Source organism: Priestia sp. D3YE.R1, from assembly GCF_049199565.1.
Lineage (GTDB): Bacteria > Bacillota > Bacilli > Bacillales > Bacillaceae_H > Priestia > Priestia aryabhattai.
This window is the reverse complement of record NZ_JBLTHW010000001.1, coordinates 1,256,605-1,270,487: the sequence shown is the minus strand read 5'-3', so window position 1 is coordinate 1,270,487 and position 13,883 is coordinate 1,256,605. Positions and strand designations below refer to the sequence as shown.

Annotated in this window: 9 protein-coding genes and 1 pseudogene; 2 read left to right on the top strand and 8 right to left on the bottom strand. The window is 36.2% G+C overall.

Features of this window, described 5'->3' with window-relative positions; translation table 11 throughout:
• Positions 1 to 194 precede the first annotated feature (194 nt).
• The 6 genes from ACOZIR_RS06510 to ACOZIR_RS06485 all read right to left on the bottom strand — a co-directional run bounded on the left by ACOZIR_RS06510 (position 195) and on the right by ACOZIR_RS06485 (position 9,671).
• Positions 195 to 1,880 carry a NucA/NucB deoxyribonuclease domain-containing protein gene (locus tag ACOZIR_RS06510; RefSeq protein WP_052942431.1) on the bottom strand — a complete coding sequence of 562 codons (1,686 nt, stop codon included), beginning with the start codon at positions 1,878 to 1,880 and terminating at the stop codon, positions 195 to 197.
• A gap of 1,188 nt (positions 1,881 to 3,068) precedes the next feature.
• The gene (locus ACOZIR_RS06505; RefSeq protein WP_045295361.1) at positions 3,069 to 4,169 is read right to left on the bottom strand and encodes a GerAB/ArcD/ProY family transporter; all 1,101 of its coding nucleotides are present in this window, start codon (positions 4,167 to 4,169) and stop codon (positions 3,069 to 3,071) included.
• 212 nt (positions 4,170 to 4,381) lie between these two features.
• Positions 4,382 to 5,494, bottom strand: coding sequence for a GerAB/ArcD/ProY family transporter (locus ACOZIR_RS06500; protein ID WP_045295362.1), 1,113 nt, complete (start codon positions 5,492 to 5,494; stop codon positions 4,382 to 4,384).
• A 207-nt stretch (positions 5,495 to 5,701) separates the two neighbouring features.
• On the bottom strand, positions 5,702 to 6,811 hold the full coding sequence (locus tag ACOZIR_RS06495) for a GerAB/ArcD/ProY family transporter (protein ID WP_045295363.1): 1,110 nt from the start codon (positions 6,809 to 6,811) through the stop codon (positions 5,702 to 5,704).
• A gap of 21 nt (positions 6,812 to 6,832) precedes the next feature.
• On the bottom strand, positions 6,833 to 8,059 hold the full coding sequence (locus ACOZIR_RS06490) for a Ger(x)C family spore germination protein (RefSeq protein WP_045295364.1): 1,227 nt from the start codon (positions 8,057 to 8,059) through the stop codon (positions 6,833 to 6,835).
• Positions 8,049 to 9,671 (bottom strand): spore germination protein, encoded by a 1,623-nt coding sequence (locus tag ACOZIR_RS06485; RefSeq protein ID WP_045295365.1) that lies wholly within the window; start codon positions 9,669 to 9,671, stop codon positions 8,049 to 8,051. The genes ACOZIR_RS06490 and ACOZIR_RS06485 overlap by 11 nt, the downstream gene beginning before the upstream one ends.
• A 132-nt stretch (positions 9,672 to 9,803) precedes the next feature.
• Here ACOZIR_RS06485 and ACOZIR_RS06480 point away from each other — a divergent pair, with 132 nt between their 5' ends.
• Positions 9,804 to 10,028, top strand: a complete 225-nt coding sequence (locus tag ACOZIR_RS06480; protein ID WP_045295366.1) for a hypothetical protein — start codon at positions 9,804 to 9,806, stop codon at positions 10,026 to 10,028.
• Positions 10,029 to 10,117: 89 nt separating this feature from the next.
• Here ACOZIR_RS06480 and ACOZIR_RS06475 read toward each other — a convergent pair whose 3' ends face one another.
• Complete coding sequence (locus ACOZIR_RS06475) at positions 10,118 to 10,894, bottom strand: hypothetical protein (RefSeq protein ID WP_045295367.1); 777 nt, start codon at positions 10,892 to 10,894, stop codon at positions 10,118 to 10,120.
• A gap of 640 nt (positions 10,895 to 11,534) precedes the next feature.
• Between ACOZIR_RS06475 and ACOZIR_RS06470 the strand changes: the two genes are divergently transcribed.
• A complete protein-coding gene (locus ACOZIR_RS06470; RefSeq protein ID WP_340142128.1) occupies positions 11,535 to 12,164 on the top strand; it encodes a recombinase family protein in 630 nt (209 codons plus the stop codon).
• A gap of 284 nt (positions 12,165 to 12,448) precedes the next feature.
• Here the strand turns inward: ACOZIR_RS06470 and ACOZIR_RS06465 are convergent.
• Positions 12,449 to 13,825 (bottom strand): annotated as a pseudogene (locus ACOZIR_RS06465) (amino acid permease); the annotation flags it as partial.
• Positions 13,826 to 13,883: the final 58 nt, after the last annotated feature.

Here is a 13,883-nt window from a genome sequence, read left to right as displayed (position 1 = left end):
ATCTAAGTACTTGTTGCTATATTAACGAGAGAAATAATACCAACCACTATATTACAACTAAATAGTTAATCTTCTTTACTTTAATCGACCATAGGTAGCTGTTGAAACAGTAGGTTTAGATTTGATTCTCTAATGGTTTAAAAGAGGCTGGCCTTTAAGTGTCACATACTTAAAGAACAGCCTCTAAGTTATTATTATGGGATGGCATAGACCTCGACAGTGAAGCTTTCTCCATCGGTGTCTTCCGGTCTGGCGACGTAGAAATCTTCACTCGTTTTGATTTCTGTCTCGGATCCGTCTGTAAGGTCATTAAAGATCGTTTCGTCAATGCCGAAGCTGATGTCTTTCATGACATCGAATTTCGCATTAGTAGGACCATCGACGATTTTCCATTGTAACTTGGTCGCGTAAGAAGGGATATTCCCGATCGTGAAGTTATCACTTGATCGGTTATCCTGTCCGTCCTGAGGCTGGCCTTCCGATCGGATCGTCGCTATTTTCTCAGGGGCTTCGACCTGCACATTGAAAGTATCCCCATCCAAAATCCTATCATAGGCGTACCAGGCACCGAGCCATGTCCCTGCAGCGCCGTTCGATTCGCTTGAAATCATTTTTACTGAAAAATTATCCGATCCATTGGTCGCCGAACCTTCCCAGGTGGAAGCAAACGGATATTCGTCACACTGCTTGCCGGTCCGATCCTCATCTCCGAATTCCCTTTCACAAGTCCTTCTTGTCTTGTTCCTATTGCGATTATATTCATCCTGATGACGTTTCGGATACATCCGTGTCAGTGTGCTGTCTCCCACAGCTCCCGGTATTTTCTTTCCAACCATTTGAGGCTTCGTCTGATCTGGATGATCCATCGCAAACTTCCAATGCTGTCCAGCTTCAGATAACATTGAAAATTCTGGCTTTGTGACCGGAACATTGAAGATTGGTGTGGCTTTACTGAATACGGCTCCTTGCCAGAAATATTGATTAGGAAAGGCAAACATATATTTTGCAGAATCGTACCGAACGGTCTGTTTAATACCATCAATACTCTTTTTGAATTTCCTTGGTGCATGTGTAAGGGTAAGTTTTGGCCAAAATTCCATGTACCCTAACTGATCAGGATTTGCGTCAGTTGGTGGGGGTGCTTCTGATGTGAAAATTTCTGTGCTGAAGTTCGTATTTTTCCATTGGGCGATTGTTCGTTCCGTCGGCGGAAAGTCGGGATCCTCTTTACAGTCACCTGCGTTCACCTTGGATTCACATACCATATCAATTTTCAACTTGGCTCCATTCAAGGATGGATGGGTCACGAGGATATCATCAAGTGTATAATAGACCCTCATTTTCCGGCTTTGGTTGGAGCCATAACCTATTTCAGTGAATTGAAATTGAACGCCTTCGTAAAAACAGAACCCACCAATGCATTTTACTGGGACTTGATATGTTGCGACGTGGGACCAACAGAAGGAATACCGATTCTTAATATACCCTGTTTCTGAACTGCTGTCTGGACTTCCCTGGCATTCTTCTGTAGTCAGGATATGATCATAGTCGAAGTCAGGCGGTGTCCATCCGGCTGCTGTCTTGATCGGAGGCGCCATGTTCGCTCTGTATGTTGTGTCACTTTGCTGGTCTTCCTCCATCAATTTATCTAATGTCTGAATGCCTTCTTTTTTCTGGATCTGATCTTGCTTGATCCCAATCTCTTCAACTGACTTGCCTTGCTTCATAAGTTTAGTTGCCTTTTCAATCTTCTCCTTGTTGTTTGGGAGCCAATAACCTCCGCCATTTGAATCAGACTGCGCTTGTGCTGGTGAAATCATTCCTGTGACCAAAAACAAAAAAAGTACAGATAAAACGATACGTCTATAAAACCTGGACATCCTATCCCTCCCTTATTTTTTGATTTGGAATAAAACTTTGTTTTAGAAACATATAGAGGATATTATCTTTGCAGACAATAAACTAAATTCATTACTTCGATGGCATCCAAATCGATGATAGAATACTACAAAAAAATTTTTCCGACAATATACTATAAGGAAAATGAAACCAAAAACCTACAATAATTACCATATCAATTAGCGTGCTAGGAAAAATGGGTCATATAAAGAATTCCTTTATTTATAAAGATTCTCCACAATTGGGCGCCATTTGTCGTCATTAAGGTAAATAGTTAAACTGTGGATTTTTACGAAATAATTTACAATTTACTTAACATAAACACTCTTTCCGGAAGACATCACCAAAAAGAACCCTTATGGGAGTAAGGGTTCAATCTAGGATAGGTTTCTGCCATATGCAGCTTTTTATACATCCTTGATTTATCAACGTTTTTCAGATAGACGTTTTAGAATTAAGTGTATAAAAAGCGCACCTTTTATACATATGCTCAAAGCTGTCCTATATTGCCTTATTTATAAATTTGTTGTACAATTATTCAGATTTTTCTATGAATAGAAACATATAAATTCCCTAAAAGCTATCCGTCCTGCAACGATGGGGTAGCTTTCTTTTTTTATTAACGATAATAATTACTTTAACACCTTGTAATAGATTTAAATATCTTATTCGTAAAAGTATATCTTGTTAGAAAAATCCGCGTCGAAATACAAGAAATAACTTTTAAATAATCATTGATATTCTGTGATTTAGAAGCGTAATACTTTGTAGAAAAAAGTTTCATTTGTCTACATGGAGTAAAATCAATAACACTACTTTTAATAAAATACGTTTAGTTTTACTTAATGATATGACGAAAAGTAGAACTACACATAATCAGTTTTTTTAAAGGGGGAAGAAAAATCAATATTAAAAATCAACAATTCCTAGAGACTATTGATTATTTGCTTTCCTCAATTTTAAGTATGCATATGCACTTAACATGAGGGCTACAATCACTATACAAGTAAGAGGAAATAGAATTGTATTAACAAAATGATCATAAAAACAGGTATACATAAAAATCACCTCAAATAGTTTAAATTCCCCCTAATAATCCTTGTTTTAGAGGGGGGTAACAGATTGTAAGAACCACCTCATATTCGAAGGGAATAATGCAAATAAACCTTTTATTGCTTATGGTCCTTTCTATTTTTCAAGAAAGCAACAAGAAGCAGCAGAATAGGCATAATCGCAGAGAGGGGAATATACAAAACAAACATCTCTATCCCCAATCCTTCATGGAGGTGTTCTTGAAAATTGCTAGAAATCGTCATTGACATAAATAGAATCATAAGTCCTATAGGATATGAAAGTCGTGAAGATGATTTAATCTTAAATAAGTTGGCCGTCCCTATGACAGCCGCATAAAGCAATACGCTTATCTTAAAGAAACCACCGGTAACTAAAGCAATCATAAAAAACACATCAAGACGTTCTAAAAAGTCAGCTACTTGGATGCTTTGTATGGTACTAAGAAGAGGAAATTGGGAACGTTCAGTCAAATCAACCCCAAGTACACTAATGTTAATCAGCATGGCAATAGTCAAGTTGATGCCAGCTAATCCTGATGCACATAACATGGTCACTTTGGCTTTCTTTGGGTTTTTTAAATACGGTAAAATCATTGTAAACACAATCGCTTCACTAAAAGGAAAATACAAGATTTGAGTAAAAACAACTTTCAAGGGTGGGAATATCCCTTCTTCGAGTACTGGTTGTAAGTTCGTAATATCGATTAATCCTGAACATACAATCAGAATAAAGCCAGTGATGGCTAGGATATACATGATTATAAAAAAGATTTCTCCTGACCGGGCTATTACTTCTATACCTTTGCGAACTGTATAAATAATAACAAGAATCAATAAAGCATTCGCAATAAACAAAGGGGTATCGGGATAAGCAAAGGTTAACAGCATCTCGCCGATATCACGTAGAACCCTTGCTACATTATAGATAAAATAAAAGATATAAAGAAAGGCCAGTACGCTTCCTATGGCTTTACCTAAGATTTTTTGCATGTACTCTGTAGGTAAAATATCTGGATAGTACGAGTAAAGTTTATTATAGACTAGAAACAGAACAAAACTGAATACGGTTCCAAGCAGAATCGCAAGCCAAGAGTCCTGTTTTGCGTCCATAGCAATGGGTAACAATAAAGTAGTACCCAGCTCAAACAAAACCATTAGGATAAAAAGCTGATTAGCACTAATTTTAGCTTTCTCCATTCAATCCGCCTTCCTTTTCAACTGTATTTAAGGAACTGTTTTAAATTTTTGGCTTATCCTTTACTGCTTTCACCACTTCCGATTTTTCGAATGTTATGTAATAGATACTAGATTTACTTTAAGGTTAATTCTAGGCTAAAAGTATTCTTTCCACGGTTAAGAACTTTACTGGGGAATTTAACAAGGATGACAAAATTCTATACGAAAATTAGCTAGTTAAATTTGTTTTTCCCATGCTTCTTCCTATTTTTAAAGAAAGCTACAAGAAGAAGCAAAGGAGGAATAATCCCAAGAAGAGGAATGTGTATAGTAAACATTGCCACCTTCAGTCCTTCGTGGTTATGTTCTTGAACATTGCTCGCAATGGTAATAGATAAGAAGAGAATGATTAGCCCCAAAGGATACGATAACCTTGAAGGTGATTTAACCTTGAATAAATTTGCTGTACCTATGACAGCTGCATAAAATAACAAGCAGATTTTAAAGAAGATAGTGATAATTGAAGCAAGCATAAAAAATACATCAAGCCTTTCTAAAAAATTAGCTACTTGGATGCTCTCCACTGTGCTAAGAAGTGGATACTGTGAACGTGCAGTTAAATCAACTCCCAATACGCAAACATTAATGAGCATGGTAATAATTAAATTAATTCCACTTAATCCACTTGCACATAGCATGGTCACCTTTGCTTTCTTAGGATTATTTAAATACGGTAAAATCATGGTAAATACAATGACTTCTGTAAATGGAAAATACAAAGTTTGAGTAAATACCACTTTTAGGACAGGAAATAAACCTTCTTCCAAAATAGGTTGTAAATTTTTAATCTCGATTAATCCAGAAGATATAATTAAGATAAAACCAGCAACCGCAAGGACATACATAAAAATAAAAAGCAGTTCTCCGGATCGAGCTATGACCTCAATTCCTTTTCTGATTGTATAAATAATGACAAGCATTAATAATGCATTGGCAATGAATAAAGGTGTGTCAGGATAGGCAAAGGTTAATAGCATTTCACCAAAATCACGTAGAACCCTTGAGGCATCGTACATAAAATAAAGAATGTAAACAAAGGCCAGTACGGTACCTAATACTTTCCCTAAAATCTTTTGGATATATTCTGTAGGCAAAAGGTCAGGATAATAGGTATAAAGCTTGTGGTAGATTAGCAATAGAACGAAACTGAATACCATTCCAAGGAGAATTGCAAGCCAAGCGTCTTGTTTTGCATCTATTGCAAGAGGTACCAGTAAAGCACTCCCCAATTCGAATAGAACCATTAAGATAAAGAGCTGACTAGAACTAATCTTAGCTTTTTCCATTCAATTGAGACCTCCTTTTCGGTTTTATTAAAGCTTCCTTTTGCTTTTTTGAATGGCTATTTAACTTTCTATTGCTTTCGAACGTTATTTAATAAAGATGAGATTTGTTCTAAAGGTAATTCTAATGTAGAGAGAATCTTTCTACGGGTAATTACCTTATTAGGAAATGTCGCTGTAAAGACTATATTCTATATAAAAACTAGCTGATCAACTATGTTTACTCCCATGAACCTTCCTTTTTTGTAAGAAAGCTATAAAAAGAAGGATAGGAGGAATTATGGTGAATAGAGGGATATGCAGAATAAACTTGGCTATATATAATCCTTCATGGAGATGTTCTTGGAAATTACTCGCGATTGTGACAGATAAAAATAGAACAACAATACCTAAAGGATACGCTAACATTGAAGGTGATGTAATTTTGAATAAGTTAGCTGTTCCTATGGTGGCTGCATAAAATAATATGGTAACCTTAAAAAAAATCCCAATCACCATAGCAAGCATAAAAAACACATCAAGCCGTTCTAAAAAATCTGCTACTTGGATGCTCGCGACTGTACTAAGAAGTGGGAATTGGGAACGCGCAGTTAGATTAACACCAAGTACACTAATATTAATGAGCATCGTAATAACCAAATTGATTCCACTTAATCCCGTTGCACATAGCATAGTCACTTTTGCTTTCTTAGAATCATTTAAATACGGCAAAATCATTGTAAACACAATAGCTTCAGTAAACGGAAAATATAACGTTTCAGACAATGCAACCTTTACCGATGGTAATAAGCCTTCTTCCAAAACAGGTTGTAAATTCTTAAAATCAATTAAACCAGAAGATATAATTAAGATAAAGCCAGCAACTGCAAGGATATACATAAAAATAAAAAGCAGTTCTCCGGATCGAGCTATGACCTCAATTCCTTTTCTAATGGTGTAAATAATGACAAGTATTAATAATGCATTTGCGATGAATAAAGGCGTGTCAGGATAGGCAAAAGTTAACAGCATTTCACCAAAATCACGTAGAACTCTTGAAGCATCATACATAAAATAAAGAATGTAAACAAAGGCAAGTACAGTACCCAGCACTTTCCCTAAAATCTTTTGCATATATTCTGTAGGTAAGAGGTTGGGATAATAGGTGTAAAGTTTATGATAAACTAAAAATAAAATAAAGCTTCCTAACATACCCAGCAGAATTCCAAGCCATGCATCCTGCTTAGCCCTGATGGCAAGAGGTACCAGTAAAGCACTCCCCAGCTCAAACAGAACCATTAAGATAAAGAGCTGACTAGCACTAATTTTCGCTTTCTCCATTCAACTGGCACCTCCTTTTCCTTACTTTTGATTCTCCTTTATTCCTGAAAGAAACGATTTATTTCGTAAACCAGCTCGACGTACGTAGGCTTCCACTGTAATATCTACATCTAACTTTGGAAAGTACACATCATTCCATTCCGTTTTTAACTTCTTAAATTGATTTGGTCTAGTACGGTGAATCACTTCACCGAATCCCAAAATATCCGTTTTGTTTTTTTGTGCATGTTCAATAGCTACACTTAGCTCTTTTTTAATTTCTTTCCTCAACGATTGTTCGATTTTTGTAATGACCTTTGGATTGGTGATATCAACAGGTACCTCCATGTCGCCTATATCTCCTTCAACACGTGTATGAACAGAAATATGAGGTTTCCCATTCTTCACCTGAGCAGACACACTTGTTTTTTGTCGTACAGTTTGATAAGCAATAGCCTCTTTCTTTCCTGCCCAACTAATATTAATATTCGTCCCTTGAATTTTATCGAGAATCCATACCGTCCCTCTTGCTGGTTTTCCATACAGCCAATCCACTAGCTTTCCCTGTTTTAAGACAGCAATTCCGGAAGCGCGAAGTGTTGCCGCGGGTGCACTTTCCTGAAGGTTATCTAGCTTTTGTGCTTGCTGGGGATTCCCAACTAGACGAAATCCTGATACGACAGCTCCTCTTCCAGGAGACTCAATGCTCTTCATCACTTCTTGGAGTGATGTTTTTACATTCTCTCCCCATTTTCTTTCCGTAAATTCTAAGGTTTTTAGCACTTTATTCGCTGGAATTTTATCAACTGGGGTTAATGTTTTGACAAGGTCAGCTGCGGTCGAGTTTTTCGCAATCACAAGAGTGGAAGTATTTCGAAATTCCGGATCCCGATCTAAACTATCAATTAACGTATTAAGCCCTTCTTTTCTGGCCAGCCTTTCTCCCACTACGACTAAGTTTGTATGAGCATAATACAATCGTCGAGAGATTCTGCCTGAAGCCCGTCTACTTGCTTCTACTATATTATCCCCTGAAGCCGAATAGATGGTAATAGGAGGGCTTTGGCTGCCTCCTCCTCCTTGCATACCTCCTGCCACGTTTCCTGGATTAATAATTTGAAGTGTTAAGTGAAATCTTCCATCTTTCGTTTCGTCGATACCCATGGCTGATACAATAGCAAGGTCCGTTAATTCTTTTTTACTCCAGCAACTTGTGAGCAAAAGCGTCATTGTCATCATCAATAAAAGAAAAACCCCTTTACGCTTCATTGTTGTTACCTTCTTCAAAATCGCTATTCACCATACCTCGAGATGCAGGAGGGTGTGGGTGTTGATTTGTCCCTTCTCGAACCGTATTAGCAGTAATTAATCGCGGTCTTTGTCTCAGTGTCCACCACGGTAATCTCACAACAGTATCTCCATTGTTTACGGGGATGAAGGGAGCAAATGGAGCCATATAGGGTACTCCAAATGAACGTAAGCTGCATAGATGGACAACCATCATTAAAAGACACAAAATGATGCCGTAGAATCCAAATGTTGCTGCACCGATCATAAACAAAAAACGAATTAAACGGGCCGAAATCGCCATATCAAAAGATGGTGTGGCAAAACTAGCAATAGCCGTGATGGATACAATGATAACCATTGCTGGTGAAACAATACTTGCTTGAACAGCTGCTTGACCTATTACAAGGGCCCCGACAATAGATACTGCCGAACCAATAGCTTTAGGTAAACGTATCCCTGCTTCGCGTAAGATTTCAAAGGTTATTTCCATAAGCACGGCTTCCACAAACGCTGGAAAAGGAACGGATTCCCTCTGTGCCGCAATAGCTACAATGAGCATGGTTGGAACCATTTCTTGGTGAAAGGTTGTAACGGCAACATAGGTAGCTGGCGCAATGAGCGAAATCATAAACATAAAAATACGCAAAAGCCGAATCGAGGTAGCAATGTCAAACCGGGCATAATAATCTTCAGCCGATTGGAAAAATTGCATAAATATAGCTGGCGCAATGAGTACAAAAGGGGTCCCATCTACAAATATAGCAATCCGCCCTTCTAACAGGTTCCCTGCTACAACGTCAGGTCTTTCTGTGTTGTACATAGTTGGAAAAGGAGTCAATGTTTGATCCTCTATTAGTTGTTCAATATATCCTGATTCCAAAATGCTGTCGATATCAATTCGATGTAATCGCTGACGAATTTCTTTGACGACTTTATCATTGGCAATGCCATGTATGTACATAAGCGTCACATCTGTCTTAGTTACACGCCCAACTTTTAAAGACTCCATCCATAAATCGGGGGTCTTAATGATGCGGCGTACCATAGCTGTATTGGTCCCAAGAGACTCGGTAAATGCTCCTTTTGGTCCTCGCACTACCATTTGGGTAGTAGATTCCGCAATGGAACGCTTTTCTCCACCTTTGGTACTAGCACTCAGTGCCTGATCTACTCCATCCACTAAAATAAGAGTATCTCCTGCCATTAAAGATGCAAATAAATCATCGAAGTTAGTGATGGGAGATATGTTTCCAATTGTCATTATATCTTTAGAAAGCAGGTCTATCGCATTTTGCTGATTTATTACTTCTTTATGATCATCCTTCATCATAGATTGCAGTAGATATTCTTGAATCGACTGATTGTCTACAATTCCTTCTACATAGACAATCGCCGTTTTAATGTCAGAATCCCCCCCCATTTTTATCTCACGAATAACGACATCTGAACTATTTCCCGTTTTCTGCTCAATCATGTTAAGGTTGCCTGATAACGAAACCTGTATCCGTTCTATTTGATGATCAGTAGTTTGATTCTCGTCACTCTTTGGCCGTTTCTTTTTTGGTTTGCGATCTTTAAAAAACGAAGGCATAGATTTAAGCACCCTTCTTTCAGTTTTTATTACTTTAACCATATAAGAGTTTTTTATGTAAAAATTAACAATAAATATTTATGTATCATCATAGAAGAAAAGGAAGAACCTATTATATGGAGCGTGATAGATATGAAAATCATAGGTATTAGCCTTTTAATGTTGGGATGTTTAATGGGCTTTTCTTTAGGTATTGATATTGTTCAAGGATTTGATGTTTCTCAGGCGTTGTACAACGCCATGAGTCCATTTAGGGTAATGGAAGTCGCTGAATTATTTGTACTCTTTTTTCTTCTTTTTCTTTTTTTTGCTGAATCGTTATATCTTTTTATGAAGAAGAAAAATCAAAGCAAGTAACCATATACTCATCAATTATCATTTTTTAAAATAGGAAATAGACATAATGGTAATTTAGTTCAGGCTACCCGTTTCAATCAGTTCTTTCATTAATCAAGATTCATATAAAATAATTCATCATCTGTGTTATTTAGTTGTTCATTTATCCATTTCCTTACATTATTCATTCTGGAATCAAAAGCCATTTGAAAGAGACCAGTTAACTGAAAATCGGTAAAATGACTTCTCTTTAATTGGAGAAAAGCCTCCTGATAGGAAGAGAAATGAAGCTGTTTGAATAAGAAATCATCCATTGCCTCTCGAATATATTCTTCATTTTTCCAACAATTCATGGGAACATGAGCAAATTGCCAAGGCCTAAAGACACTAGGATAAATCGCTTCAACTATTTGAAAAGGGGAATAGCCTAAAAGCGTAAAGGCGCCACCTAAACCATGTTGTCTAAAAAAATTAAAATTAACTCGAAAGGGTATTTCTTCCATAGGAATCTTCATTTTTTCCTCTATTACATATTTTACTGCCTCAATAGCTCTTCTCTTTCCTTCTTCTCCCTCCCAATATTTATCAGGAGTTTGTTGGAATTGCCAAGGTTTAAATTTTCCTGGATAGGCATTATCAATGACTTCATAATAATTCCATCCATATAGCATAGCAGGGGGTCTGAGACGATGAGACCATAATGTATTGGCACCTACTTGAAAAGGGATTTCATCGATGGGGATTGATAAGAGTTGCTCAAGTAAATAGCATGTCATATAGCGCATATATTTTTTTCCTTCCTTACCTACAAAGAAATAATTAGGAAATCTTTTTCTTCTCTTTTCTAGAACATCTTGATAAACTTCAATGACTTGTTCTCTATTCACTATCGAAAGCCCCTTTTGAGAAAGTATATTTTTTATTATTATGTATAATAATGGGATTTATATACGAATGGAGCTGAATCTGATAAGATACATAATAAAAAGAAAAGCTACTTATCCTTTATCAGTAGCTTTTCTTTTTATTATGTAAATAGGGATAAGGTAGTTGATAAAGGAAAATATATACTCGTGCATATTGGTTCTTAAAACCCAACTCCAACGAGTCCACCACTCTTTCTAAGCTGCGAATTTTTTGTGTTTAAAACAAAAAAATGTAATCGTTTTCTAATTTGATTTGTTGTAAAATAAAAAAGGCATGTTAATTGGAGATTTTTCGAAATGTCATCTTAACTCATTGAGCCTATTCCCACATCACAGCACCAGGGAATAGGTTTTTTTATGCAATTATGGATATAGTATTTAAACCTATATTTAAAGTGGAATTATTTGTATAAATTTAACAATAACACAAAATATATAGTTCATAAAAGTATATATTTACGGACTTTTAGTTTTTATAAGAAATTTATCATTTTTGTGGTTCATTTAAGTTTAAAAATAAATTACGAACGTTCTCTTTTGTAAATGAACTTTTACGAACGTTTTTTTGATAGAATAAGAGGAATAAACCTATAAAAGGAGTATAAAAAAGGAAAGCAGAAGATTTGGATATATACGTGTGAGTAGTCGAGATCAAAATGAAGGTCATCAACTTCAATCTATGCAAGAAGTAGGTATTTCTCCTCGAGATATTTTCATTGATAAACAAAGTGGTAAAAACTTTAATCGAGAACAGTATCAATTATTGAAGCGAATGATTGGCAAAGGGGATATCCTTTATATTCATTTGTTAGATCGTTTTGGTCGTAATAAAGAAGAAATCTTACAAGAGTGGAATGCGATTACAAAAGAGACTGAGGCTGATATTGTCGTGTTGGATATGCCATTGCTTGATACAACTCAGTACAAGGACAGTTTAGGAACATTCATTGCCGATCTAGTTCTTCAAATTTTGTCTTGGATGGCTCAAGAAGAACGGGACCGAATTCGTAAGCGACAACGTGAGGGTATTATTGATGCTGAGCTAAATAAGGGAGTATCTTTTGGGCGACCTAAAGCTCAAGTCAGTAAGGAGTTTATTGAAGTTTATAATCGATGGAAGCAAACAGAAATTACAGCTGTACAAGCAATGAAGGAGGCAAACTTAAAAAAGACAACGTTTTATAAGTTAGTGAAGCAACATGAAAATACGCTTGATGTGACTACTATATAATAGGAAAAGCTCGTCTGAAAATTGCTTACTCTTAGAGATAAGCTTATTTTAGACGAGCTTTTTATAATGAATCATACAATAAAAGGGATTAGTATACATCCAACTCTAATTTAGAATCACTAAAATAAATAACCTCCGAAAGGATTTTACAACCTTGGATCTCTCTAAAGGTTTTTCTTGCTTCTATTTCGTTTTCATATTCAAACATCGTAGTATTGTTTAGATTTGAATAAGTAGTGATTATCCACATAAAAATAGCTCCTTTATTTGTATTGGCTTTAAATTTAAGAAATATTTTTCTCTACTTCTACTTTTGTTATATTCCTTCTGTTTTTTGTAAGAAAGAAAGATCTTACAATGAATAAAGCTATGAGTAAAGTTAAAAAGAACTGTGTACGTAAAGAATCAATAAAAGGCATTGCGATAAAAATACTAGTAATGCCAACAATCGTGCCGTATGTCAAGTAAGGAAATAGCCACATTCTTATTTTGAGTTTCTCAGGCTGCTCCTTTTCATAATTTTTACGCATACGTAATTGAGAGAAAGCGATTACCAAATATACAAGAAGGGCGACTCCCCCAGAAGCATTGACTAGAAACAAAAAAATCTTATCAGGAGAAAGATAATTAAAACCTACGCTGATATAAGAAATAATTGTACAGCCTATAATTGCATTAAAGGGGATTCCTTTTCTATTCACCTTTAAAAACAGCTTAGGAGCATCTCCTTTCTGAGCCATAGAAAATAACATACGAGAACTTGTATAAAGACCTGAATTTAAGCAAGAAAGTACAGCTGTTAACAAGATAAAATTCATTACTTGAGCTGCTGCTGGAATATTGACAATTTCTAAGAGCGATACAAAAGGGCTTTTCATCAAACTAGAAGAATCCCAAGGAAGAACTGTTACAAGAATCAGGATAGAGCCAAGATAGAAAAGTAAAATTCTATAGATGACGGTATTTGTTGCGGATATAATTGCTTTTTCTGGATGAGGTGATTCTCCTGCAGCTGTGGCTACAATCTCTGTTCCCATAAAGGAGAACATTACAACAGTTACTCCTAAGAAGATCGAACTTATTCCATTGGGAAGGAATCCACCTCTGTCGAGAAGGTTTGATGTACCAGGTGATTCTACTCCTGGTATAAAACCACATATAATAGCTCCACCAAGGATTAAAAACAGACCCAAACTTACCACTTTAATTAAAGAAAACCAATATTCAAATTCACCAAAAGATTTAACAGAAAATATGTTAGTTAAAGTTAACAGAAAGGTAAGAATTAAGCTCACGGACCAGGATGGCAAAGAAGGAAACCAATATTGAATAATTGTTGCACCAGCTATTGCTTCTACCGCAATAACAATAACCCAAAAGAACCAGTACAACCAACCAATAGTATATCCAGCCCATGGTCCAAGTGCCTCTCTGGCGTAAGTAGCAAACGACCCACTGGATGGATTGGCTGTTGACATTTCACCTAGCATCCGCATTACTAAAATGACTAATAAACCAGCAAATGCGTACGAGATAATTGAACCGGGTCCTGCAGTGTTAATTAATGTTCCACTTCCAATAAATAGTCCAGCACCAATGACACCACCAAGAGAAATCATGGTAATATGCCGCGTTTTTAGTTCTTTTTTGAGCTCAGGCTGTTGATCGTACTTATTTTATAACCTCCTTTGTAAAAATTAATATTCCTATCCATAAAGA